Origin of the sequence: Flavobacterium panacis (assembly GCF_024649945.1) — a bacterium.
GTDB classification, from domain to species: Bacteria; Bacteroidota; Bacteroidia; order Flavobacteriales; family Flavobacteriaceae; genus Flavobacterium; species Flavobacterium panacis.
Genome location: NZ_JANKMS010000004.1, coordinates 76,240 through 101,591, shown reverse-complemented (window position 1 = coordinate 101,591; position 25,352 = coordinate 76,240). Strand labels below are relative to the sequence as shown.

Here is a 25,352-nt window from a genome sequence, read left to right as displayed (position 1 = left end):
TATCCTGAATTTATTAAAAAAACAAAATTCAGAGAGTCTTCTGCTTTACCTCACTTTTGCAATGGGATCAATCCGAATCTTGTTATTCGATTCATTATTAAATGAATCTGTAAAAATTAATTAGTAATCAAAACGTTTAAAAGCTTCTATTGCTTCATATTCGGCCAAACCTAATTCATCATATAAAATGGCCGTATTTTTATTACGATCTTCTGCCCTCACCCAAAATTCTCGTGAATCATTTCCTTGAAACATCACTCTGTCTTTTTGAGACTGATGATGTAAAATAGCATTACGCTTTAATAATACCTCAGACGGACTCAATGGAACTGCCATGTCTATTTCATGAATATCCCATTCGTGCCAAGCTCCTCTGTAAAGCCAAAGCCAACAATCATCCATATAAGGTTCTGATTTAAGTTCTTTTAATGCAGCAAAAATGGCATTCAAACAAACTTCATGCGTTCCATGTGGATCTGCTAGATCACCAGCAGCAAATACCTGATGCGGTTTTATTTTAGCGATGATATCTTTTACAATAGTAATATCCTCTGGTCCTAACGGATTCTTTTTTACTTGTCCTGTCTCATAAAAAGGGAGATCTAAGAAATGTGTATTTTCATCTTTTAAACCAATGTATCTTGTTGCTCCGTAAGATTCTCTTCTTCTAATTAATCCTTTTAATTTTCGAACTTCAAGAGAATCAATTTGGTTTTCTGATTTGTTGTTTAGAAAATTAATTACAGCTTTGAAATTGATATCTGCTTTGTCTTCTCCAACAAAATCACTCGCAACTTCTGCAAATTTTAACGCTTCATCATCTGAAACCGCAATATTTCCTGAAGTTTGATATACGACATGCACATCATGACCTTGTTTGATTAGTTTAGAAAAAGTTCCTCCCATAGAAATTACATCATCATCTGGATGCGGACTAAAAAGAATGACTCTCTTTTTTGCCGGATTTGCTCTTTCTGGACGATAAGAATCATCTGTGTTTGGTTTTCCACCTGGCCATCCAGTAATGGTATGTTGTAAAATATTAAACATGTTAATGTTCATATCATACGCAGAACCTTCTTGTGCCAAAAGATCAGACATTCCGTTATTGTTATAATCACGGTCGGTCAATTTCAAAATAGACTGTTTTGTTTTTTGACACAACCAAACAATGGCTTTGCTTTTCATTTCAGGAGTCCAAAGACATTCACCAACTAACCAAGGAGTTTTAAAACGGGTTAATTCTGTTGCTGCCGATTGGTCTAAAACAAAAGTCGCATTAGGATGATTTTGCAAAAATGTAGCTGGAACTTCAGAACTGATATCGCCTTGAATGGTTCTTTTGATAATTTCTGCTTTGTTTTGTCCCCATGCCATCAAAACAATACGTTTTGATCGCATAATGGTTGAAACCCCCATTGTAATGGCACGTTTCGGTACATTATCAATCCCATTAAAAGCAGATGAAGCATCGACTCTCGTAATATGATCTAATGTAATAATTCGAGTTCCTGAATTGATGTGCGAACCTGGTTCGTTAAAACCAACATGACCTGTTCGTCCAATTCCTAATAACTGAAAATCAAGACCTCCAGCATTTTTAATATTCATTTCGTAATCAATACAATATTGATTGATTTCGTCAATGGCTACTGTACCATCAGGAATATTAATGTTTTCAGGTTTGATATCAATATGATTAAAGAGATGTTCATGCATGAAATAATGATAGCTCTGATTGTTCTCTTTCGTCATCGGATAATATTCATCCAGATTAAAAGTGATCACATTGCTAAAGCTTAGTCCTTCTTCTCTGTGCATTCTCACCAGTTCTTCGTAAACTTTTATAGGAGAAGAACCTGTAGCTAAACCCAAAACACAAGATTTGTTTTTCTCTTGTTTAGATCGAATTAGCTGCGCAATTTCCTGTGCTACAATTACAGAAGCTTCGACAGAACTTTTGAAGATTTCGTTATGAATTTTTTCAAATCGCGTTTCTTCAAATTTTCCGGCGCTTTTATAACTGATATCAGGTTTTATTTCTAAAGCACTTTTCATTTCTTTTCTTTTTTGTAGTAATTACCATTTTGGTTTTAAGAAATAGTATAGACAGCTTTTACTGCCTATACCATTTACTACTAACCAAACTTAAAACCTTATGATTTTTATTTTTTTGATGTTTGTTAAAACAATGATTTAGTTGCCACACAGATTTGTCGTTTTTACTTTTAAGGAAGTATATTTTTTATGAATTACTTCCAATAAAGAATATTCGTCAAAAGAATCTTGCGACAATTCCCAAATCATAATTCCGCCTGTATTTTGAGCGGCGTATTCTACCTTTTGAGCAATTGTCGGTCTACCATTGTAATATATTTTACCCAATTCATCAAGCTCTGCAAATTGTTTTCCTGTTGCCACAATTTCTCCGTATTTTGAACTTGTAACTTCTGGATTAGTAAAATTGTAGCCATAAAACGGCACTCCAAGAGTTAATTTTTCACTTGGAACATTTTGAAGTTTCCAAAATTCAATTCCCTCTTTCGCGAAAGCAAAAGAACTATGCTGACCTGGTTTGTTCGGCGCCCAAGGACCAGTGCTGTCATAAGCCATAACATTTATAAAATCAAAAGCTTGTAAAGCGGCAGCGCTTATATTTGCAAAACGAGAATTATTTGGTAATGCAGCAGTCATCAGTTTTTTACGTTCTAGAAGACTCTTTTTTAATTCTAAAACAAAACCACTATATCCGACTGTTACGGCATCCCATTCTAAATCTACATCAACGCCATCCAACTTATGAAGGTCTACAAAATTTACAATGTTCTGAATTAAAACAGGTCTGTTTTCTGGCTTATCGATTAACCAAGACCAATTCGATGCCTGTTCTTCTGAAATTACACCTCCGGCTAAAGAAATACTAATTACAATATTCGGATTAACAGATTTTGCATATTTGATAAGTCCATCAATATCTCCTGAAAAAACAAGATTTCCGTTTTTATCAGGATTTGCAAATGCTACATTCAAATGCGTCAATTTACAAAACTGAATGGAGGTCATTTTATCAAAATTATCCGTAGACAGATATCCTACTACTCTGGCATTTTTTTGTTTAACATCATCATTTTCTGAATCTCTTTGAGAAGTACAGCTGTAAACAGATATAAGTGAACTTATGAAAAAGAGGATACCTAACAAGGCTTTATTTTTACTCATAATTTTTAATCTTAATTAGATTTAAATAATACCTTATTAGGCACATCTTTAGTTTTTTATTAGTTTACATCCCACCAAACTTTGTTCAGCCAGTCATTTGTTCCTCCCATTCTTGATAAAGCTTCTGTATAGTTAGCTCCATTCTTCTGCATTTCATCATTTGGATAGTATAAACGTTTTGGCGTAACACCATTTGTTTCAGAATCTGGATTTGTAATTGGAAGCAATTGAGGGAATCCTGTTCTTCTCCAGTTTGAATAAGCTTCAATACTGTTGAATAAATAAGTAACCCAAAGCTGTGTTGCAATTTGTTCTTTTTCAGATCCTGCAACTAATGGTTTTGCCGCTAAATACGTGTTGATAGCTGCGGCAGTTGGCGCAGCCGCTCCGTAAATTTCCAATTGTCTAATACCTGCTTCAACACCTTTTTTATAGTAATCGGCTGCTGAACCTGTAACCCATCCTCTAAATGCCGCTTCAGCCAATAACAATTGTGATTCTGAATAACTTACATGTAAAAACGGCGTTGTTCTTAGTTTTAAATAAGGCTGAATTCCAGAGATTGCGTTAGAACCACCAGGCATTTCCCATTGAAAAAGTCCAGGTGTATTTCCTATGTACAAATCTTCTCCAGGAAGAGGAGCACCACCTGCTGCACCGCCAGTTTTTGGAGTAGCAAGCATTGTTAATCTAGGGTCTCCATTGTTTTTTAAGAAATTAATCATTAGAGAACTAAAGTGATCTCCATTTTCGTTTCCGATAAGCGCATAAGAAAGACCATTTCCTCTAAAATCAAGTGCTCCAGGAGTATCATTAAAAGGATAATCCAAATGTTTCATGATACAGTTATCAAGATTACTCTCGAAAACACCATTTTGGAATGCCGCTTTTGCTTGTTTTTCTGCTTCTGCTGCACTAACTTCTGAGATTCTCATTGCCAAACGCAAACGAATTGTGTTCGCCAGTTTTTTCCATTTTGAAACATCTCCATTATAAAACAAGTCACCTTTAATAGCACCACCATTATCATTTAATTGTACAAAAGCTTCTTCTAATTCTTTGAAGAACATATTGTAGATATCTTGTTGCTTATCGTATTTTGGTGTTACAATTCCTTTAGAGAAACCTAAACCTGCTTCTGAATAAGGAACATCACCATATAAATCTGTGATACGCTGAGCAATCATTACTTTCATGATTTTTGCTACAGCATTCATATTTACCATATCCGCTTTTCCACTTGTTTTTTCAAGAACGTCTACGATACTTTTCAGTTCATTAGCATATCCGTTTCTCCACAATGCAGTTGCGTAGTCGTCGTTTTTCTTAAACTTGCTTCCAAATTCTGTTACATTCCATGCTCCCGCATAGTGCTGTACAAATCCTCCAGAATAGATAAGATTGGCTCTCCATTGGTAATATCCGTCACCAGACATACACAATTGAGTAAATGAAAGCTGTCCTGCAGGATTTGCAGATAACGCAACTGGATCTTTTTCCAATTCGTCAAAGTTGTCTGTACAGCTTACCGTAGCAAAAGTTACAAGTGCAGCTAATATTATATTTTTAAATTTCATAATTTCTATTTTTTAGAATGTAACTTTAAGATTAAAACCATACGATCTTCTAAATGGTAAAGAACCATATTCAAAACCTTGCCCATTACCTGAAGTATACATAGATTCAGGATCAACGTTTGGTAAATCTTTATTAAAAGTCAATAGATTTCTAGCAAATGCTGAAACATAAATTGAACTAATTTTTGAACCAGCGAAAACACTTCCAGGAATTGTATATCCTAAACTTACCTCTCTAAGTTTTACGTAAGAAGCATCATAAACAAACGGTGCCGGTGTATTATTGAAAACACTGCTCCAGTAATCCTGAGGATTTACAGGAGTTGTATTTTGTACATAATTTGGATTTTCTGCTGTACCAGTGTTTACCACACCTTTAACTACATAACCTGCAGTAGGAACCCAAGTTGACTGACTAAAGTTTGGATCATTTGCAACAGCCTGAGCTCTTGCAGCATTGTAAGCATCTCTACCTTCAGTTGTAATATCCAAAAGACCTTTTTGAGCGGCAAGTGCATTTGTCATAGAATATACATCCATTCCAAATTTCATATCAATTAAGAACTGAAGTGTAATTCCTTTGTAAGAGAAACGGTTTGTTAAACCTGCTGCCCAATCAGGAAGACCTTTTCCTAAAGCCACTTTATTATCTGTAAACAAAGGCATACCATTAGCTCCAACAATTTTTTCTCCAGATGGTGTTTTCAAGAAATCTTTCCCCATAATGGTTCCGTATTGTCCTCCAACCTGAGCAACAATTGCAGCTCCAGCCCAACGAGCTTCTGAAATTGTATAAGTATCAATATCTGGATGTAAAGACACTATTGAGTTTTTATTTCTAGAGAAGTTCAAATCAATTCCCCACTCAAAATCTTTTGTTTTGATTGGTGTACCAGATAAGAATACCTCGATACCTTCGTTACGTAACTTACCAGCATTTACAGAGATAAATTCATATCCAGAAGTTGCAGATGAAGGCAAATCTATAGTTTGATCTGAAGTATCTTCACGATACACTGTAATATCTGCTCTTAATCTATTTTTGAAGAAAGCTGTTTCAACACCAAACTCAATTCCAGTTTTAGATTGGTAGGTTAAATTTGGATTTGGTGCAGAAGTATTTTTAATGTTAACCACACTTCCTCCGTTATAAGAAGAATAAGTTGTATAGTTTAATGCATTTTTATAAGCTCCAGGAGCATTTGAAACTTGCGCCCATGAACCTCTTAATTTACCATAAGAGAAAGTATCGCTTTGAAGACCAAGTGCATCAGAGAAGATGAATCCCATAGAAGCTGCTGGATAAAAAGCATCTTTATTAATTACACTAAACCAGTCATTTCTTCCTGTAAATTCAGCATATAAATATCCTTTATAATCAAATTTTGCAGAACCATAAACTGAGTTCGTTCTTGTTTTTGTTTCTAAAGGAGCATTTTCTGTTTGATTAGAGAAATTACTAATATATTCTGTTCCTGGCTCGATAATGTTAGTTGCGAATCTAGAGTTTTGCTCTCTTCTAAAATCTCTTCTACCAGTACCTAAAATTCCAGAAAAAGTGAAATCATTTGCTAATTTAATATCACTGAAAGTAGCAATGATATCTGTATTCATTTCAGAAACTTTAATTCCTTCTATACCTAAGTAACCATTATCTCTTCCTGGCCATGTGTTACCACCTTCCATGAAATCTTTAGAATCAAAAGTATAAGTATCTAAACCAGTTCTAAAAGTTAATCCAACCCATTTTTTCAATTGGTATGTTCCTGTAACATTACCCATAAAACGGTTTTTCTTAGTTGCATTATGATTTTGATCTACAATCCAATAAGGGTTCAATGAGTACACATTGTTATTCCATTGATACATGTCACCAGTTTCTGGATTTTGAGAATTTTTCAACCATGCTTGATCAATATTTGGTGCCAAACCACTTAAAGCATATCCAACGTTGTTTGGAGAATCTCCTAACCCTGGTCGGTTATTAGTATTTTCCACCATATAGTTCACATTAGCATCTAAAGTGAATTTTTCAGATTTTAATGTTGCATTTAAGCTGGCATCATTTCTTTCTAAACCTGTATTAGGAATTACGTCATCATTTTTTAAATTATTGTAACCGAAACGTACAAATGCATTTTCACTTCCAGAAGATACAGAAATACCATTTGTCATTGTAACCCCAGTTCTGAAAAAGTCTTGAATATTATTATCAACTCTTGCATAAGGTTTCATAGAGCCATCAAATATTACAACTTGTTGCCCTACTGTATCAGAAAATTTAGGTCCCCATGCGTTTGTAGTATAACTGTAAACTTCAGTAGGTCTTGCCGGATCTGGTAAAAGTCCATTAGATCCAGAACCGTATTCTTTTTGATAGTCACTATATTTAGCATTTACACGGTCAAAACTTACACCACTGTTAAGTTCTACTTTTAGTGCTCCTTTGCTTCCTTTTTTAGTAGTGATCAAAATGACACCATTTAACGCTCTAGAACCATATAAAGCAGCTGCTGCAGCTCCTTTAAGAACCGTTAAACTTTCGATATTGTTTGGGTTTATACTTGAGATTCCGTCTCCGCTATCTCTACCATCAAACCATTTACTTGTTGCTGCCTGATCATTAGACAATCCTGAGTTATCAATTGGCACACCATCCACAATGTAAAGCGGCTGATTGCTCTCACCAATACTAGAAATACCTCTAATAATAACACGGGTACTTCCACCAACACCTGTCGCAGGAATAGATACATCAACACCCGCAACTTTACCGGAAAGTGCTGTTGCCACGTTCGTAGTAATTACTTTGTTTAATTGATCTCCTTTGACATCCTGAACAGCATAACCTAATTCTTTTTTCTGTCTCTTAATACCTAATGCGGTTACAACAACTTCATTAAGATTTTGAGCATCCTCAGCAAGTGAAACATTTAACTGTGAAGCATCTGTTACAGTAACTGATTGTGATTTAAATCCAATGTAAGAAAAAACCAAAACATCATTTTTAGACGCCTGAATTGTATACAATCCATCGTAATCACTCTGACTTGCCTTGTTTGATCCTTTAACAAGAACCGTCACACCTGGTAATGGCAAACCTTTCTGGTCTGTTACCAAACCTTTGACTGTCTTTACTTGGGCAAACATAAATTGCGCCGTAAAAACAATCATAAAGATTGAGAAAATTTTTTTCATGTTTATTTTATTTTGTTAGTTATGAAGTAAAATTATTCTTAAGACATTGTTAAAAAAAATAAATTAAACCAACGACAATAAAATTTAAACCAACGACATAAATTATTCAATAATGCGTTTTACGAAAACGTTACATTTAAAAAATAACACACCAATCTAGTTTATTTGCGAAATTTTATTCAAAAAAATTGTGTCTTTGCCTTTAATTGTTTAAAGTTGCACAATATTACACAGTGTTAAGAAAAACCAAAATCTACAAACATCTTAAAACCAATTGAAAGAAATAAGAAAAGTTAAATTTGATATCAAACTTCAGAATCACATTTGGTTCTGGGGAGTCTATTTTACTTTAAACTTTTTAAGATGGGGAGCTTACTTTAATGATTATCCTTATGCATTCAAATCGAATTTAATCGAATTTTCACTAGTAATTCCTTTAGTGTATTTGAACTTATTTGTTTTAGTCCCTAAATATGTCCTAAAGCAGAAATACATTATGTATACCTTATTATTGCTTTTAAGTTTATTTGCCATTTATTTAGCTAAAACAGCGCTTACCTATTACATTATATCCGAAAATATTTGGCCCGAAGCCAATCGAGAATATCATCCGTTTGAGATCAATCACATTGTAGCCGTTTGTATTGGTGAATTATACGTTCTTGCAATGGCATCATCAGTTTATCTGACTTTAACTTGGCTCAGAGAAAGAGAAAGAAACAGATCTCTAAGAGAAAATCAGTTTAAGATTAAACTAAAATATCTTGAAAATCAGATTCAGCCACATTTTTTCTTCAATACTTTAAATAACTTATATGCCCTTTCATTAGAATCTTCTAAGAAAGTTCCAGATGTTATTATCAAACTTTCTAATTTAATGGAATATGTTCTTTATGATGTAAAAGGAACCAAGTTTGTTCCGTTAATAAAGGAAATTGATTATATCCAAAATTATATTGAAATTGAAAAATTACGTTTTGAAAATGTTGAAGTAACCATCAATTTAGAATCAAATATTGAAGATGTTGTCGTTCCTCCACTTATTTTTATTTCGTTGGTAGAAAATGCTTTTAAACATGGAGGAGTAAACAATAAAAACTTAAAAATAAAGATCAATTGTAAAGTTGTCGACAATAAAATCCTTGATTTTGAAATCTTAAATAATTTTGTAATTTCACAAAATCATAATCCAAAAAGAGGAATTGGCTTAGTCAATACTAAAAAGAGACTAAAGCTCATTTATAGAAACAATTTCAGCCTTAAACAGAAAACCAAACTAAATTTCTACATAATCCGATTACAAATACCTACTCAGAATGAAGATTAAATGTGTATTAATTGATGATGAACCTTTAGCAATCAAAGTCCTGCAAAATTATTTCACCAATTTTACAGATTTTGAAGTAATTGCTACGTTCAATAATTCTCTGGAGGCATTGGATTTCATTAACAGTACACCGGTAGATGCCGTATTTTTAGACATCAATATGCCAATGATGACTGGTTTTGAACTAATAAGTCTTATTGAAAGTAAAACCAAAGTTATTATTACAACTGCTTTTAGAGAATTTGCAGCCGAAAGTTATGATCTCGATGTGCTAGATTATTTAGTAAAACCTATTCCGCTTCCGAGATTTATAAAATGCATCAATAAAATCACAACCGAATACAATCTTAAAAACAATATTAAAGTTGAAACCGCAAAAGGTGATTCACATATTTTCATTAAAGTCGATAAAAAAATGATGAAAATTAATATTGAAGAAATTCTGTTTGTGGAAGGAATGAAAGAATATATAAAAGTTGTCACCCCAGATAAAACCTATATTACTCATAAATCTCTTACATCTTTATCTGAAGAATTACCAGCAGAACGCTTCCTGAGAATTCATAAATCTTATGTCATTGCGCTAAACAAGGTAAAATCGATAGAAGGAAACCGCGTTCAGATCCAATCTTATAACATTCCAATAGGCCGAAACTACAGTAAAGAGGTCAAAAATAAGATATTGGAATAAATATAATTGCGAATTACATTTTCTAAGTAGGTTAAAATTAACACTTTGTTGAAAAAACACGGTCGTTGGTTTAAATTTAACATTATTTATGCCTTTTTATTTTTTTTTGATACTCCTAACAAATATATTTACGGTCTTCAAAAAACAATAAAATAAAAAATTAACCTTATTATTATGAGTTCAGAAAATGTGCAAACCAAATGGGGGCAGTTTATCTCGTTGATAATCGTCTTCTTCTTTTGGGGTTTTGTTGGGTCTGCCAATGACATCCTGATTCCAGTATTCAAAAAAGTATTTACTTTATCGCAAGTACAATCACAATTAGTAGCCTGGGCATTTTATGCAGCGTACTTTGTTGGATCAATTATATTCTTTATAGTTTCCTTAAAAGTAGATGTTTTACAAAAATACGGATACAAAAGAACGTTATCAGCAGGATTAATCTTGTCAGCTGTTGGTTCATTTTTATTCGTTCCTGCAGCTACAATTCAAAGCTTTCCTTTCTTTTTAACAGCTTTATTTACAGTAGGTTTAGGATTCTCCATCCAGCAAATTGTTGCAAACCCTTTGGCTATTAAAATGGGAAGTCCTGAAACTGGAGCACACCGTTTAACTCTTGCCGGAGGAATCAACTCTTTCGGAACAACAATTGGAGCAATCTTATTAGGAATTGCTTTATTCGGAATGGGAGACAACAAAAAAACAGCTCTTTCATTAGAAGATATTAAATTACCTTTCATCATTTTAGGTCTTGCCTTTATTGCCGTTGCTATTTTCATGAATTTCTCCAAAATCGAAAATCCAGTAAAAGAGGAAGAAGCGGTAATTAAAGATGGACACAGTAAATTCAACATTCTTGACTATCCACAATTATACTTGGGTATGTTAGGAATCTTTATTTATGTTGGAACTGAGGTTACGATCATCAGTAACTTACCTGCACTACTACACACTAACGAATTCGGAAACATCTTAGAAGACGCAATTGCACCATTTATCGCGCTTTACTGGGGAAGTTTAATGATTGGTCGTTGGAATGGTGGAGTTAACGTTTTCAACACTTCAAACTTAGTAAACACAGCACTTAAATTTATCGTTCCTGCTGTAGCATTCGGAGTGATTATCGGCGCTAACATCTTTGCAGCACACGACGTTTCTTCATTCTACATTTACCCATTCTGGATTTTGTTATTCATTGGCGTAAGTTTCGTTGGTGGTAAAAACGCTGGAAAAACATTAATGCTTTTCGGAATTTCAGGATTAACCATGATGATCTTAGGATTAGTTTGGCCAAACCCAGAAATTGCTAAATTCTTCTTTATTTCTGGCGGATTATTCTTGTCTATCATGTGGCCTTCAATCTTCGATTTAGCGATTGCAGGTTTAGGAAAAAACACAGGAAAAGCATCTTCTTTCTTAATTATGATGATTCTTGGTGGTGGTGTAATTCCACTTTTACAAGGAAGTATCTGTGATTTAGATGCTACAAATCCAAACGGAATTTTAGGAATTACTTACACACACTTCTCTTACATTGTACCATTACTTGGTTTTGCTTATTTAGGATTCTACGGTTTCTACTGTCCAAAAATCTTAAAGAAACAAGGTATCAGCCACGTTGAAGGCGGTGGCGGTGGACACTAAAATTTAAAATATCAATATAAAAAAATCCAAATTCCAATCTCCAATAGGAATTTGGATTTTTTTATATACAAAAGATTAAAAGAAAACCTTAGCATCTTAGAACCTCAGAACCTTTATTTAGCCTTTATAATATTCTCCAGATTCTTTTTAAAAAGCGTCTTGTTTGGCTCCGAAATCGAATAAACGACATCTTTATCCGCATGGACTATTACTTTGTCAATATCGGCTTTTAAAAGAGCTTTAGGATCTTTAATCTTCAAAGTGCAAGCGCCATCAAAAAAACCGTCATCTTCAATAATTTTTCTAGATTCCAAAACAGTTCCGTCACTTAAAACTGCCGAAATAGTCATTTCTTTATTCAACGTTTTTGAATAAAAACCATCCATTACCAAAAGCAACCTATAACTATTTTTCATTTCTGGCCCTTTAAATTCATGCCTGGTAATATTATACCGAAGTCCTTTTGCCAAACTTTGAAACCGAACCGAACAATCCAGCTCATAAGTTGCTACATCTCCGACATCATTTACAGAAGTAATAATTTTAGCCTGAGCATTTATTAAAAAACTAACAAAAAAACACAACACAATCAATAGTACTTTCATAATCAGCTATTTAAGTTTCATATAAAAGTAAAAAAAATCGCCTTTTCTCGTTAGAAAAAAGGCGATTAAAATTTTGTAAGTATCTAAGGATTACTTGTTTCCTTTCTCGAAGTCAGCAACAAACTGAGCTAAACCGATATCAGTTAAAGGATGTTTCAACAATCCGTAAATTGCAGAAAGAGGTCCTGTCATAACATCTGCACCAATTTTAGCACAGTTAACAATATGCATTGTATGACGTACAGAAGCCGCTAAAATTTGAGTTTCGTAACCGTAGTTATCGTAAACCTCTCTAATTTCCTGAATCAAATTCAATCCATCAGTAGAAATATCATCTAAACGACCAACAAACGGAGAAACATAAGTAGCTCCCGCTTTTGCAGCCAAGATAGCTTGTCCTACAGAGAAAACAAGAGTTACGTTAGTTTTAATTCCTTTATCAGAAAAATATTTTGCAGCCATAACACCTTCCTTAGTCATAGGAAGTTTTACAACGATTTGGTCATGTAATTCAGCCAACTCCTCGCCTTCTTTAACCATTCCTTCAAAATCAAGGGCATTAACTTCAGCACTTACGTCACCTTCAACAAGATTGCAAATGTCAACATAATGCTTTAAGATATTGTTTTTTCCAGTAATTCCTTCTTTTGCCATCAATGATGGGTTAGTTGTTACACCATCCAAAACACCTAAAGCCTGTGCTTCTTTAATTTGAGCTAAATTAGCCGTGTCAATAAAAAATTTCATAATTTATATTATTTAAATTGTGTTGATTAAGCGGGCGTGCCCAAATTTACAAAAGGCGCACTCATCAGAACGTTTATGAGCGCCTTTTCCAAATTTGGTCGGGCTATCCGCACTACTTCGGTAGTTAGCTTCTATCCCTCACGCAAATTCAGGTGCAAAATTACGAAATCAATACCAATAACAATTTTAAAAACAAGATCAATTTGTAAATTATATTAAAATTCACAAAATAAGTACAAACAGTAAATTTTACCTTGTTTTCAAAAAAGCCTGTATTCTTTTCTCAAAATCTACTGAGACATTTGACTTAAAACTGTCCCGAAGAATTCTTTTTATTTAATTCTTTCAATTCATTTCTAATTTCTTCCAAAACTTTTAAGGTTTCTTCTCTATGAATTTCAGAATTATTAATCTTATCGCTAATAGCACCAAGTATTCTGCGAAGTACAAACCAAATAACAACGATAACTAAAATCCCAAAAATCGAAGGTATAAATTCTGCTAACTTTTCCATAGAATTATAATTTATAATGATTCATTAACATTTTTTCATAAACCTTGTCCGGAAGTGCACGTTTCAAAACAATTGAAAACTTCTGCATAAAAGCGCCAACTTTATAGTGCACATTGGGTTTCTTAGTCTGAATAATTTTATAAACCGCTTCAGCCATTTCATTCGGATTACTCCCTGCATCAACATGATCGTTCATCGTTGCCAAAACATCTCCATAAACCTTTTCATAAGCCGAATCCTTTATAACTGGCGCATGATAACGTCCTGCTGCAATATTGGTTGCAAAATCTCCCGGCGCAACATTTGTAATTTCAACACCAAAAGCTTTAACTTCCATTCTTAAAGCTTCAGTAATCAATTCCAAAGCACCTTTTGATGCAGAATACACACTTCTATATGGAAGTCCCATATACCCAGCAATAGATGTAATATTAATAATAAGTCCCGAATTCTGTTTGCGCATTTGTGGTAATGCCGCTTTCATAACTTCAATTGGACCAAAGAAATTGGTTTCAAAATTATTTCTAATTTCTTCTGTCGGAATTTCTTCCAAAGGCCCCGTAATTCCAACTCCCGCATTATTTATAACGATATCTAATCTGCCAGAAGTTTCTATAATTCTTGAAACAGCATTTTGAATAGATTCGGAATTACGAACATCTAAAGCAACTAAAGGAAAAACAGAATTTAAAACTTTCTCAGGATTTCTGCTCGTTCCGTAAACAACGAAACCTTTCTGGTGTAAAAATTCACCAATAGATTTTCCAATCCCTGATGATCCTCCAGTAATTAAAACGACTTTGCTCATTTATTTAGTTATAAGTTTTTGGGTTTTGAGTTATTCGTTTTTGGAATTAAGTCTATTTTGAATTCTAAAGAATAATCAACTTTCAACTTATAACCAGTAACATCTAACTTCAGATAGGGTCAAAAATAAAAAAATCCTCCTGAAAAGGAAGATTACAAATTAAATTTATTCTAAAAAAAATGGCAAGCGACCTACATCGCACCGCTCAACCGCGTACCCTTGCTATGTTCCCATCCTGGGGGAGTCTGCAGGAGCTGGTCGTGTAGGACTTGCCGGTGCAAATATACAACCTTTTTATATTTTTGCAAGACCTTTGTTGCTATAAAAATAACATCGTATATTGCATTATTCAAATTTTAAATCATGAAAAAACATAACTTCCTAGGCATCATTTTATTAGGAATCACATTAATCGGATGTGGAGATAAAAATAAAAGTGAAAATTCTTTATTTAATATCGATGATTCTGCTTTTCCCGCTCATTTTACGCCAAAAGAATCGCTTACAATTGGTATTTTAAATCCAAAATCGAAAGAAATTGACAGCGTTGCCTACTTTATAAACGATCAGAGAGTTGGAAGTACTAAAGGTGCCGCAGAATTTAGATTTGAATTAATTGATCAAAAATTAGGATATCAATACTTAAAAGCAAAAGTTTATTTTGGAGGAGACTCTTCTGATGCAACCAAAAGAATTGAAGTCGTTTCAGACATACAACCAAAATTATTAAAGTATAAAGTCGTTAACACTTTTCCTCACGATAAAAAAGATTTCACAGAAGGATTTGAATTCTACAACGATACTTTATACGAAAGCACAGGACAAGAAGGCGCTTCTTTCATTAAAAAATATGACTACAAAACGGGTAAAGTCTTTAAACAAATTGATCTTGACCAACAATATTTCGGAGAAGGAATTACTTTTATAAATGGTAAATTATTCCAATTAACGTATAAAAACAAAAAAGGTTTTATCTACGATGCCAAAACATTAAAACTGGAAAAAACTTTTGATTACGAAAAAGATATCGAAGGTTGGGGAATGACAAATGACGGCAAATACATTTACCAAACCGATGGAACTGAAAAAATTTGGAAAGTTGATCCTGCAACGCAAAAAATGATAGACTACATTAACGTTTACTCAGGAGACACCAAAATCAAAGCTGTTAACGAACTAGAATGGATTAACGGAAAAATCTATACAAATGTTTGGTTTAAAGACGCTATCGCTGTTGTAAATCCTGCTAACGGAGCTGTTGAAGGAATTCTAAACCTGTCTGATTTACGTAAAACGATGACCGATATTACTAAAGACGATGTTTTAAACGGAATTGCTTACAATCCTAAAACTAAAACCATTTTTGTAACAGGTAAAAACTGGAGCAAAATGTTTGAAATAGCTGTTTCAGAATAATTAGAATAAAAAATCAAAAAATACGAATTTCACAGATTTCACTAATTATTTAGTGCTAATTTGTGAAATTTGTGTTTTATAACAATTCATATCAATGATCACTTTAATCACCAATATACAAGAATTATTACAAGTTCGTGAAACTTCAATCCATAAAGTTTCAGGTTCTGAAATGGCGATACTTCCAAGTATTAAAAATGCTTTTATCGTTTTAGAAAACGATCTTATTGCCGATTTTGGTTCGATGGAAAATCTTCCTAAAATGAATGCTGATTTAACTATAGACGCTACAGGAAAAGTTGTTCTTCCTTCCTGGTGCGACAGTCATACTCACATTGTTTATGCGGGAAATCGCGAACAGGAATTTGTAGACCGCATCAACGGACTTTCTTATGAAGAAATTGCGAATCGCGGTGGTGGTATTTTAAATTCTGCCAAAAAACTAAACGAAACCTCTGAAGAAGAAATCTACGAACAATCTAAGCTTCGTTTAGAAGAAGTCATGCATTTAGGAACAGGAGCTGTAGAAATAAAATCAGGTTACGGCCTAACAATTGAAGGCGAATTAAAAATGCTTCGTGTAATAAAAAAACTGGCAGAAAACTATCCAATTTCAATTAAAGCTACTTTTTTAGGCGCTCATGCTTTTCCAACACATTATAAAGACAACAAAGCTGGATATATTGAAGAAATAATTTCTAAAATGATTCCTGAAATCGCCAAAAACAAACTTGCAGATTATGTCGATATCTTCTGCGAAAGTGGCTATTTTTCTGTTGAAGAAACCGAAAAAATCATGCAGGCAGGAATTGAATTCGGCTTAAAACCAAAAATCCATGTCAACCAATTCAATTCTATTGGCGGAATTCAGGCAGGAGTTAAATTTAACGCCCTTTCTGTCGATCACTTAGAAGTTATGAATCTGGAAGATATCGAAGCTTTAAAAGAAACAGAAACAATGCCGGTAGCTTTACCTTCTTGCTCTTACTTCTTAAGTATTCCATACACTCCAGCTCGAGAGATGATAAAAGCTGGATTACCTTTAGCATTGGCAACCGATTTCAATCCTGGTTCTACTCCATCCGGAAACATGAATTTTGTTGTGGCCACGGCTTGTATCAAAATGAAAATGACACCAGAAGAAGCCATTAACGCTGCTACAATAAACGGAGCTTATGCCATGGGACTTTCAGAAACTCACGGAAGTATTACAAAAGGTAAAAAAGCCAATTTAATCCTTACAAAACCTATTTCATCATATTATCAAATTCCTTATGCTTTTGGAAGCAATCTAATAGAATCTGTTTTTGTGAATGGACAAATTTTAGAATAATTAAATTCTAATTTGACCTGCTAAAAAAACTCTAACATTATTCCATAAAAAAAGGTCTGTGAAAAATGCACAGACCTTTAATATCAAAGTGGTATTTTATCCCTTTAGGCTAATTATCTTAAGCTGAAACTAGTTTTAGAAACCAATTCATCATTATCAAAAACGTTGATGAAGTAAGTTCCTTTTGCAAAATCTTTACCAGGAAGATCTTCACTTACATTTACGCTTTTGTTTTCATATTTTACAGTAGTTTTAAAACTATAAGTTAAAGAGTTATCTCCAAAACTTTCAGTTTTCTTTTCACCTAAAACATTGTTTTTAGCATCAATTACCTGAACATAATATGTTTTATCACCAGATTTTGCAATTTGGTTTTCAGCAATTGTAAAACTTACTTTTAAAATATCAGCACGACTCGCTTTATCTGTTTCAATTTGTTTTCCTGAGCTTTTCAATTTATAAGCAGAAGTTTTTGTATTTAATACAGATAATTTAGAACCTTTTTCTACAGTTTTAGCTAGTTCTTCGTTTTGACCAACTAATACTTCGTTGTATTTTTTAGATTCTCCTAAAACTACAATTGTACTATCTCTTTGAGTCGTTAAAACACCATTTTGTTTTTTCAACTCATCGTTTTCAGCAACTAAAGTTTTCATTTTACTCTGCATTGCCTGAACCTGAGATCTGTATTTAGAAACATCTCCTTTAGACTTGTTCAAATCATCCATTAAAGCAACTACTTTATCTCTCTCCTGGATTAATTCGTCAGACATAGAAGTGTTTTCAGCAATTGCAGCATCGTAAGTTGCTTTCAATTCCTGTAAATCTTTCATAACAGACTCTTTCTCTGTTAAACTTGTCGTAAGTTCTGTCTTAACTACTTCTGAGTCAGAAGATAATTTAAAAATATACACTAAGCTACCAATCAGTAGGACTGCTAAAACTGCGATTACCGCCTTTAGACTTGAATTGTTGTTCTTTGGGTTTTCCATATTTAAAAAATTTTCTTTAATAACAAATTTAAGAATTAATATAAGGTAATAACGTAAGTTTCTACAATTATATTATTTTTGGAAAATAAATTTTTTTAATGGAGAAATTAATCCCTTTCACTATAAATGATTTAGCGAAAATCACAAATCATCGAAGCGGTGAAATAAAGTTTGGAGAGAAAATGATTGTCATTCCACCTGGAGCTGACAAACTTAATTTTCTTAAAGAAAGTGAAGCTAAATATGTCCTTCTTGGAATTCCTGAAGATATTGGCATAAGAGCTAATTATGGAAGACCTGGAGCTGCTTCTGCATGGCAATGCGCTATAAAAAGCATTGCAAACATTCAGCATAATAGATTTTCTAAAGGAAGTAACATTATCATTCTTGGACATATTAATGTTGCCGATGAAATGCGCGAAGTCGAAAACTTAGACTTTAACGACATTGACGATCGCTCTAAACTGAGTCAGTTAGTAGAAAAAATAGACAAAGAAGTATCTCATATTATATTTACGATTATTAAAGCCGGAAAAACGCCTATTATTATTGGAGGAGGTCATAATAATGCCTACGGAAATATCAAAGGTGCCGCTTTAGCAAAAGGAAAACCTGTAAACGCAATTAATTTTGATGCGCATTCTGATTTTAGAATCTTGGAAGGACGTCATAGCGGAAACGGATTTTCTTATGCTTATGAAGAAGGTTTCCTAAAAAAATATTTCATTTTTGGTCTTCACGAAAATTATACTTCGAAAAGTGTTTTGGATATTATCAAAAAACTAGAAGACAGGGTTCGTTACAACACTTACGACAGCGTTAACATTCGAAAAGAAAAAGATTTTAATCGTGAAATGATTACAGCTTTGGATTTTATAAAAAATGATGCTTTCGGAATTGAAATTGACTTAGATGCTATTCCTAATATTGCCAGCAGCGCGATGACCATTAGCGGATTTTCTGTTGAAGAATTAAGACAGTTTGTTTCGTTTTTTGCAGAACATAAAAATGCCGCCTATATTCATATATGTGAAGGAGCACCAGATCTAGACAACGCCCAAAACCATAATTTAATTGGAAAATTAATTGGTTATTTGGTAACTGATTTCATCAAAGCAAACTTAGAACAGGATTGATTTTTGGCAACAATTTCAATCCTAAAACTAAGAGCCTTTGCTAAATAAAAGCAAATTCAAATAAACCTTTAGCCGAATAAACCTATCTTTGCACAGCGTTTTAGTACATTAAACTAAAATACTTAACAAATAATATATGTTATTCGAAGATTTATCACTTTCAAAAAGTATACAAAAAGCCGTATTTGAAGAAGGCTATTTAAATCCGACTCCAATTCAGGAAAAATCAATTCCTATTATTTTAGAAGGTCGTGATTTAATTGGCTGTGCGCAGACAGGAACAGGAAAAACGGCTGCATTTGCTATTCCAATCATACATCAATTACATCGAATTGTTGGCTCATCAAAAAAAGCAAAACAAATTCGTGCGCTTGTAGTTACGCCTACGCGTGAATTAGCAGTGCAAATTGGAGAAAGTTTTGATACTTATGGTAAATATACCAACTTAACTCAGTTAACCATTTTTGGTGGAGTTTCTCAGAATCCACAGGTAGAAACCTTAAAAAAAGGAGTTGATATTTTAGTAGCCACTCCAGGAAGATTACTTGATTTACACAAACAAGGATTTCTAGACTTTGACCATCTCCATACTTTAGTTTTAGACGAAGCCGATCAAATGCTGGATATGGGTTTTATAAACGATGTAAAAAAGATTGTAAAACTGACTCCAAAAAACAGACAGACATTACTTTTTTCTGCAACAATGCCGATTGCTATTCGCGAATTAGCTGAAATGTTTCTTAAAGATCCTGAAAAAGTAGAAGTTTCACCAGTTTCTTCAACTGCAGAAAATGTAGAACAACGCATTTATTTTGTTGACAAAACAGAAAAAAGAAATTTACTGTATCATTTAATTAAAGAAGAAAACCTATCAAATGTGCTTGTTTTTTCGAGAACAAAACACGGTGCGGACAATGTTGTAAAAGCACTTCGCAAAAAAGATATTCCTGCAGAAGCAATTCACGGAGACAAATCTCAAAACGCAAGACAACGTGTTTTAGATGCTTTTAAAAACAAAGAAGTTGGTGTTCTGGTCGCAACAGATATTGCAGCAAGAGGAATTGACATTGAACAACTGCCTTATGTAATCAATTTTGATTTACCGAATATTCCTGAAACTTATGTACACCGTATCGGTCGTACAGGGCGTGCTGGAAATGGCGGAATTGCGATTTCTTTTTGTGGAAAAGACGAATTGCCTTATTGGAAAGACATTCAGAAATTAATAAAAGTTGACGTAAAAACGATCAGCGATCATTCGTATCAATGGCACTCAGGAAGCCCTGAAGCGGGAGAAAAACCAAAAAACTCTAATAGAAGCGGTGGCGCTCATAAATCGAGAAAATCCAATTCATCTAAGAAAAATAAAAAGCGCTGGTATTAAACAGCGCTTTTTTCTTTTATGAGGTAATTGATAATTTTAAACAATTTAACAGGCTCAAAAGGCTTTATAATAATATCATTCATACCTGATGAAAGTGCTTCGTCTGTAATTTCATCTTTATCAAATGCTGTTAAAGCTACAATTGGCGTTTCTATTCCTGCAAGACGAATTCTTTTTGTGGTTTCAAAACCATTCATCATGGGCATATTGATATCCATTAAAATCAGATCAAACGATTCATCTTCCAAAATTTTAAGAGCAGCATAACCATCATCAACCACTTTACAGCCATAATTATTCTTTTCAATAATCTTTTTAGTGACAAGTTGATTGATTAAATTATCTTCAACCACTAAAATTTTATATGCTTCAAACGACGTTAAGTCTACTTCTATCTCGTCAATAATACTTTTAGTTTTAACAAGATCGTGTTCAAATGCAATCTCAAACGAAAACGAAGTACCTTTTCCTAAATCACTTTCCAGCGTAATTTCACTTCCAAAAAGACCTAACAATCTCTTTACAATACTAAGTCCAAGTCCGGTTCCCTGATAATCTTCATCTTTTCTTCCCACCTGAACAAATTTCTCAAAAATCTTACTTTGATCCATAATGGCAATTCCAACACCATTATCCCTAATTAAGAAATCTAAATAATTCATTTTTCCTTCAACCTTGCTCAGTTTTACGATTATTTCAACCTGACCGTCTTTAGTAAATTTCAAGGCATTACTCACTAAATTCATTAAAATTTGAGCTAAACGAAGTTTGTCTCCAATTAAATATTCAGGAATAGTAGAATCAATATCGATCGATATTCTATTATTGTTTTTCTGAGAAAGAAAAGAAAGCGAATTTTTTATTACGGTTATTTCATCCGAAATATTAAAAGTCAGATTCTCCAGAACAATTTTATTCTCTTCAATTTTATTAATCTGAAGAATATCATTCACCAAAGACAAAAGATATCTTGCCGAGAATTTTAGAGAGCTTAAATGCTGGCTTCTGGAAAGCTCTTTATGTTCTTCGAGTAACATATTGGTAATTCCTACCACTCCATACAAAGGAGTGCGTAATTCATGGCTTATAGTAGAAATAAATTGACTTTTAAGTAGAGAAGCCTCCTCCGCAATTTCTTTTGCTTTTAAAAGCTCTAGATTATGTCTTTTCTTGAAACGAATATTTTTTATCAAAGTGATAATTAAAAACAAAAGTATCAAAGAGATAAGTATAAAAAGAATTACGATAATTTTCGATTTCTTAAGACTTTGAGATTGCTCTACTTTCTCATTTTCTATTTTATTGATCTGCCTTTTGTACTCATCGAGTTCAAGCCCAAGTCCAGCAATTGAGGCTTTTTTTATCTTCTTTACACTATAAATATCCTCTGAAATAGCATTGTAATTAATCAAAGCCTGATACGCTTCTTTATGCTTATTAATCTTATTCAAAAACTTTGAATATTCTAAATAAGCACTAGATAAATCTGTTTTTTCCTGAGCTTTTTTTCCTGCTTCAATAGCTTTCAAAAAATAGGCATTTGCCCCTTTATTATCATTTTCATGGCTTAAATAAATACCATTCAGCATTTCGACAATTACTTCTGTCGAGCCGTCGCTGTATTTATTTTTCGCACTATTGATATACTTTAGAAAAAGATAACCTTGCTCATAATTTCCGATATCAAAATAAGCCCATGCAATATTAACATTAGTAAAATAAACCTCTTTTAAATCGTTAATTTTAAGAGCGTACGCAACTGATTTCTTGAAGTACCGAATTCCTTCTTCAAATTGTTTTTTTTCAAAACAATACATGTTGCCTAAATTATTATAGACATTACTTTTTAAGGAATCGTTTTCAGTTTTATCGGCGTAATACAGACTTTTTTTGTAGAAGAAAATTGCTTTATCAAAATCTGTTAATTCGTTATAATTGGCTGCAATGATATTGTAAGAACGAGACATCAAACAATAATCTTTATTTAAAGTAGCAGCATTTAGTGCGGTTCTGGAAATTTTGAGTGATTGCTCAAAATTGGATTCTCTAAAATTAAAAAGTGCTTTTTTTACAAGTTTATCCAACTCGGGATCGCTATTGCAATTAGATTGAGAAATTGCCGAATTGGCACAGCAATTCAGTGCAAACAGTAAAAGTAAAAGAATCCGTATGTGGGGCATCAATCGGCTAATTTGCTCAAATATACACTTTAAAATAAAAAAAAGCTGTATTTCCAAAAAAAATACAGCTTTTCGATTATTATTAAGATTACTAAGTAATAAATATACTATTCTTAGTATTAAAATTTTATTCTTTATTCTCTTCCCATTGTCCTACAACAGAGGTTGCTAAAGCATTTCCAAGCACATTTGTTGCACTTCTAAACATATCACAAAAGTGGTCAATTGGTAAAATTAAAGCAATTCCCTCAATCGGAATATCAAACATTCCACAAGTGGCTGCAACGACAACTAAACTTGCTCTCGGAACACCTGCAATCCCTTTACTGGTAAGCATTAAAACCAAAAGCATTGCCATTTGAGTTCCTAAATCTAAATGCACATTATAAAACTGAGCAATAAAGATACTGGCAAAAGTCATATACATCATACTTCCGTCAAGGTTAAAAGAATAACCGAGAGGCAGCATAAAAGAAACAATTTTGTCTTTTACTCCAAAACCTTCTAATTCTTCTGTTAATTTAGGAAATACAGCTTCACTACTCGTTGTTCCAAAAGCAATTGCCAATGGGCCTATAATACGCTTTAAAAGATCGGTCATTCTTCCTCTCAAGAAAATATATCCAACCAGAATCAAAATAATCCAAAGCGTACTAATACCGATTAAAAATGATCCAAAGAATTTAAAATAAGTAATCACTAATTCTTTTGCATCTCTAACTGCAAATACCCCTGCAATGGCACCAAAAACTCCGATTGGAGCAAAGTTCATTACATAATTCACCATTTTTAAAACAATGTGCGAAAGTTTATCAAAAGCACCAATAATTGGTTTTACAGTAGATCCTAAAGAAGCTGCGGCTAATCCGAAGAAAATTGAAAAAACTACAATTTGCAGAATCTCATTGGTTGCCATTGCTTCGATGATACTTTTGGGCACGATATGTTCAACAAAATTATCAAAAGAAAGATTTTGTGTTTTGCCTGTAACTTCAGAAGCCGTTGCCAAATCAACATGTTCTAGTTTTAAGCCAACACCAGGCTGCAAAATATTTACATAAAACAATCCGATTAAAAGAGAAATAAATGATGCAGTAAAAAACCATCCAATAGCTTTTCCTCCAATTCTTCCCACGGTTTTAATGTCTCCTAACTTTGCAATTCCCACTACTAAAGTGGTAAAAACTAATGGAGAAATAATCATTTGCACCAAACGAATAAAGATTGTTGCCAGCATTTTTATTTTACTGCTAAATGCTTGTGCCGCTTCGGGTGAAATACTGTTGTGCAATATAATTCCTAAGACAGCTCCAAGAACCATCGCAATTATAATCTGCGCTGTTAATCCTGAAAGAAATGATTTTTTTTTAGTTTCTGTAACTTCTTGCATTAATTTATTTTTTGATTATTAAAATATAAGACCCTCACTGTCTTACCTTTTACTAATATGTTTTGTTGATCAAATAAAAATCAGCCAAAACAATTGCTGCCATTGCTTCTACAATTGGCACTGCGCGAGGCACTACACACGGATCATGACGTCCTTTTCCTGTCATTGGTGTAATGTTTCCTTTGTTATCTAATGAATCCTGAGTCTGCATAATCGTTGCAACAGGTTTAAAAGCTACTCTAAAATAAATATCCATTCCGTTGCTAATTCCGCCTTGGATTCCACCAGAAAGATTTGTTTTGGTAGTTCCGTCAGGATTGTATAAGTCGTTGTGCTCGCTTCCTTTCATTTCAGAACCAGAGAATCCACTTCCGTATTCAAAACCTTTTACCGCATTAATAGAAAGCATTGCTTTTCCTAATTCAGCGTGAAGCTTATCAAAAACAGGTTCTCCTAAACCAACTGGAACATTCTGAATTACACAAGTTACAACACCTCCAACAGTATCACCTTGCTTACGAATATCACGAATATATTCTTCCATAATCGCTGCTGATTTTTCATCTGGACAACGAACAGGATTACTTTCAATTTTAGAAAAATCCAGTTCCTGATAAGGAGTTTCTAAATGAATTGGACCAACAGAAGAAACGTAAGCATTAATTTTAATTTCAGGAAGCATTTGTTTTGCAATAGCTCCTGCCACTACCCTACTTGCCGTTTCTCTTGCAGAACTTCTTCCGCCACCGCGATAATCACGAAAACCATACTTCTGATCGTAAACATAATCAGCATGGCTTGGTCTGTAATTATCTTTTATATGTGAATAATCATCTGATTTTTGATTGGTATTTGGAATAATAAAACCAATTGGAGTTCCAGTAGTTCTTCCTTCAAAGATTCCGGACAAAAACTGAACCGCATCCGGCTCTTTTCTTTGCGTAACAATTGCAGACTGACCTGGCTTTCTTCTAGCCATATCCAATTCAATTGCTTCAAAATCTAATTGTATTCCCGGAGGGCATCCATCGATAATTCCTCCTAAAGCCTCACCGTGAGATTCTCCAAATGTTGTTACTTTATATAGTGTGCCGAAGCTGTTTCCTGCCATTGTATTTTGTTTTGAGCAAATGTAAGTTTTATGAATTAAATTAAAAAATTTAAAACTGGTATTATTAACGAAACATTAAA

General features: G+C 33.4%; 19 protein-coding genes and 1 other RNA gene. 7 read left to right on the top strand and 13 right to left on the bottom strand.

The window, feature by feature from the left end; all coding sequences use genetic code 11:
• Positions 1–120 precede the first annotated feature (120 nt).
• The 4 genes from nagB to NQQ59_RS10625 all read right to left on the bottom strand — a co-directional run bounded on the left by nagB (position 121) and on the right by NQQ59_RS10625 (position 7,994).
• Complete coding sequence (gene nagB / locus NQQ59_RS10640; protein ID WP_144219120.1) at positions 121–2,058, bottom strand: glucosamine-6-phosphate deaminase; 1,938 nt, start codon at positions 2,056–2,058, stop codon at positions 121–123.
• Positions 2,059–2,196: 138 nt separating this feature from the next.
• Entirely contained in the window at positions 2,197–3,219 is a 1,023-nt protein-coding gene (locus NQQ59_RS10635; RefSeq protein ID WP_144219119.1) for a glycosyl hydrolase family 18 protein, read from the bottom strand.
• A gap of 59 nt (positions 3,220–3,278) precedes the next feature.
• Positions 3,279–4,796: a SusD/RagB family nutrient-binding outer membrane lipoprotein gene (locus NQQ59_RS10630; RefSeq protein ID WP_144219118.1), complete on the bottom strand. Its 1,518-nt coding sequence runs from the start codon at positions 4,794–4,796 to the stop codon at positions 3,279–3,281.
• A 12-nt stretch (positions 4,797–4,808) separates the two neighbouring features.
• Entirely contained in the window at positions 4,809–7,994 is a 3,186-nt protein-coding gene (locus tag NQQ59_RS10625; protein WP_144219117.1) for a SusC/RagA family TonB-linked outer membrane protein, read from the bottom strand.
• 274 nt (positions 7,995–8,268) lie between these two features.
• Here NQQ59_RS10625 and NQQ59_RS10620 point away from each other — a divergent pair, with 274 nt between their 5' ends.
• The 3 genes from NQQ59_RS10620 (at position 8,269) to NQQ59_RS10610 (ending at position 11,656) form a co-directional block, all read left to right on the top strand.
• Positions 8,269–9,321 (top strand): sensor histidine kinase, encoded by a 1,053-nt coding sequence (locus tag NQQ59_RS10620; protein WP_144219116.1) that lies wholly within the window; start codon positions 8,269–8,271, stop codon positions 9,319–9,321.
• On the top strand, positions 9,311–10,012 hold the full coding sequence (locus NQQ59_RS10615) for a LytR/AlgR family response regulator transcription factor (protein ID WP_144219115.1): 702 nt from the start codon (positions 9,311–9,313) through the stop codon (positions 10,010–10,012). Before NQQ59_RS10620 ends, NQQ59_RS10615 begins: the two co-directional genes overlap by 11 nt.
• 174 nt (positions 10,013–10,186) lie before the next feature.
• On the top strand, positions 10,187–11,656 hold the full coding sequence (locus NQQ59_RS10610) for an MFS transporter (RefSeq protein ID WP_144219114.1): 1,470 nt from the start codon (positions 10,187–10,189) through the stop codon (positions 11,654–11,656).
• Between the two features lie 113 nt (positions 11,657–11,769).
• Here the strand turns inward: NQQ59_RS10610 and NQQ59_RS10605 are convergent, their stop codons facing one another.
• The 5 genes from NQQ59_RS10605 to ffs all read right to left on the bottom strand — a co-directional run bounded on the left by NQQ59_RS10605 (position 11,770) and on the right by ffs (position 14,605).
• A complete protein-coding gene (locus NQQ59_RS10605; RefSeq protein WP_144219113.1) occupies positions 11,770–12,261 on the bottom strand; it encodes a hypothetical protein in 492 nt (163 codons plus the stop codon).
• A 90-nt stretch (positions 12,262–12,351) separates the two neighbouring features.
• On the bottom strand, positions 12,352–13,008 hold the full coding sequence (gene fsa, locus NQQ59_RS10600; RefSeq protein ID WP_091493007.1) for a fructose-6-phosphate aldolase: 657 nt from the start codon (positions 13,006–13,008) through the stop codon (positions 12,352–12,354).
• Between the two features lie 307 nt (positions 13,009–13,315).
• Positions 13,316–13,522, bottom strand: coding sequence for a hypothetical protein (locus NQQ59_RS10595; RefSeq protein ID WP_144219112.1), 207 nt, complete (start codon positions 13,520–13,522; stop codon positions 13,316–13,318).
• A 4-nt stretch (positions 13,523–13,526) separates the two neighbouring features.
• Positions 13,527–14,330 (bottom strand): SDR family oxidoreductase, encoded by an 804-nt coding sequence (locus NQQ59_RS10590; RefSeq protein ID WP_144219111.1) that lies wholly within the window; start codon positions 14,328–14,330, stop codon positions 13,527–13,529.
• Positions 14,331–14,507: 177 nt separating this feature from the next.
• An RNA gene (gene ffs, locus NQQ59_RS10585) (signal recognition particle sRNA small type) lies at positions 14,508–14,605 on the bottom strand.
• A gap of 88 nt (positions 14,606–14,693) precedes the next feature.
• On the opposite strand from ffs, the gene NQQ59_RS10580 reads away from it, so the two are divergent.
• Entirely contained in the window at positions 14,694–15,746 is a 1,053-nt protein-coding gene (locus tag NQQ59_RS10580; protein ID WP_144219110.1) for a glutaminyl-peptide cyclotransferase, read from the top strand.
• Between the two features lie 94 nt (positions 15,747–15,840).
• Positions 15,841–17,079, top strand: a complete 1,239-nt coding sequence (hutI, locus tag NQQ59_RS10575) for an imidazolonepropionase (RefSeq protein ID WP_144219109.1) — start codon at positions 15,841–15,843, stop codon at positions 17,077–17,079.
• Between the two features lie 113 nt (positions 17,080–17,192).
• Here the strand turns inward: hutI and NQQ59_RS10570 are convergent, their stop codons facing one another.
• On the bottom strand, positions 17,193–18,071 hold the full coding sequence (locus tag NQQ59_RS10570) for a hypothetical protein (protein WP_144219108.1): 879 nt from the start codon (positions 18,069–18,071) through the stop codon (positions 17,193–17,195).
• 98 nt (positions 18,072–18,169) lie between these two features.
• Between NQQ59_RS10570 and NQQ59_RS10565 the strand changes: the two genes are divergently transcribed.
• Entirely contained in the window at positions 18,170–19,207 is a 1,038-nt protein-coding gene (locus tag NQQ59_RS10565; RefSeq protein WP_144219107.1) for a formimidoylglutamase, read from the top strand.
• 136 nt (positions 19,208–19,343) lie between these two features.
• Positions 19,344–20,591: a DEAD/DEAH box helicase gene (locus NQQ59_RS10560; RefSeq protein ID WP_144219106.1), complete on the top strand. Its 1,248-nt coding sequence runs from the start codon at positions 19,344–19,346 to the stop codon at positions 20,589–20,591.
• On the opposite strand, the gene NQQ59_RS10555 is transcribed toward NQQ59_RS10560, so the two are convergent.
• The 3 genes from NQQ59_RS10555 to aroC form a co-directional block, all read right to left on the bottom strand.
• On the bottom strand, positions 20,588–22,771 hold the full coding sequence (locus NQQ59_RS10555; protein ID WP_144219105.1) for a response regulator: 2,184 nt from the start codon (positions 22,769–22,771) through the stop codon (positions 20,588–20,590). The genes NQQ59_RS10560 and NQQ59_RS10555 overlap by 4 nt on opposite strands.
• Positions 22,772–22,898: 127 nt before the next feature.
• Positions 22,899–24,161, bottom strand: a complete 1,263-nt coding sequence (locus NQQ59_RS10550; RefSeq protein WP_144219104.1) for a dicarboxylate/amino acid:cation symporter — start codon at positions 24,159–24,161, stop codon at positions 22,899–22,901.
• Positions 24,162–24,213: 52 nt separating this feature from the next.
• Entirely contained in the window at positions 24,214–25,272 is a 1,059-nt protein-coding gene (aroC, locus tag NQQ59_RS10545) for a chorismate synthase (RefSeq protein WP_144219103.1), read from the bottom strand.
• Positions 25,273–25,352 lie beyond the last annotated feature (80 nt).

Bases quoted from the DNA above. Each gene is read 5' to 3' on its own strand.
- nagB (WP_144219120.1), bottom strand. From the start codon at position 2,058: ATGAAAAGTGCTTTAGAAATAAAACCTGATATCAGTTATAAAAGCGCC.
- NQQ59_RS10635 (WP_144219119.1), bottom strand. From the start codon at position 3,219: ATGAGTAAAAATAAAGCCTTGTTAGGTATCCTCTTTTTCATAAGTTCA.
- NQQ59_RS10630 (WP_144219118.1), bottom strand. From the start codon at position 4,796: ATGAAATTTAAAAATATAATATTAGCTGCACTTGTAACTTTTGCTACG.
- NQQ59_RS10625 (WP_144219117.1), bottom strand. From the start codon at position 7,994: ATGAAAAAAATTTTCTCAATCTTTATGATTGTTTTTACGGCGCAATTT.
- NQQ59_RS10615 (WP_144219115.1), top strand. From the start codon at position 9,311: ATGAAGATTAAATGTGTATTAATTGATGATGAACCTTTAGCAATCAAA.
- NQQ59_RS10610 (WP_144219114.1), top strand. From the start codon at position 10,187: ATGAGTTCAGAAAATGTGCAAACCAAATGGGGGCAGTTTATCTCGTTG.
- NQQ59_RS10605 (WP_144219113.1), bottom strand. From the start codon at position 12,261: ATGAAAGTACTATTGATTGTGTTGTGTTTTTTTGTTAGTTTTTTAATA.
- fsa (WP_091493007.1), bottom strand. From the start codon at position 13,008: ATGAAATTTTTTATTGACACGGCTAATTTAGCTCAAATTAAAGAAGCA.
- NQQ59_RS10595 (WP_144219112.1), bottom strand. From the start codon at position 13,522: ATGGAAAAGTTAGCAGAATTTATACCTTCGATTTTTGGGATTTTAGTT.
- NQQ59_RS10590 (WP_144219111.1), bottom strand. From the start codon at position 14,330: ATGAGCAAAGTCGTTTTAATTACTGGAGGATCATCAGGGATTGGAAAA.
- NQQ59_RS10580 (WP_144219110.1), top strand. From the start codon at position 14,694: ATGAAAAAACATAACTTCCTAGGCATCATTTTATTAGGAATCACATTA.
- hutI (WP_144219109.1), top strand. From the start codon at position 15,841: ATGATCACTTTAATCACCAATATACAAGAATTATTACAAGTTCGTGAA.
- NQQ59_RS10570 (WP_144219108.1), bottom strand. From the start codon at position 18,071: ATGGAAAACCCAAAGAACAACAATTCAAGTCTAAAGGCGGTAATCGCA.
- NQQ59_RS10565 (WP_144219107.1), top strand. From the start codon at position 18,170: ATGGAGAAATTAATCCCTTTCACTATAAATGATTTAGCGAAAATCACA.
- NQQ59_RS10560 (WP_144219106.1), top strand. From the start codon at position 19,344: ATGTTATTCGAAGATTTATCACTTTCAAAAAGTATACAAAAAGCCGTA.
- NQQ59_RS10555 (WP_144219105.1), bottom strand. From the start codon at position 22,771: ATGCCCCACATACGGATTCTTTTACTTTTACTGTTTGCACTGAATTGC.
- NQQ59_RS10550 (WP_144219104.1), bottom strand. From the start codon at position 24,161: ATGCAAGAAGTTACAGAAACTAAAAAAAAATCATTTCTTTCAGGATTA.
- aroC (WP_144219103.1), bottom strand. From the start codon at position 25,272: ATGGCAGGAAACAGCTTCGGCACACTATATAAAGTAACAACATTTGGA.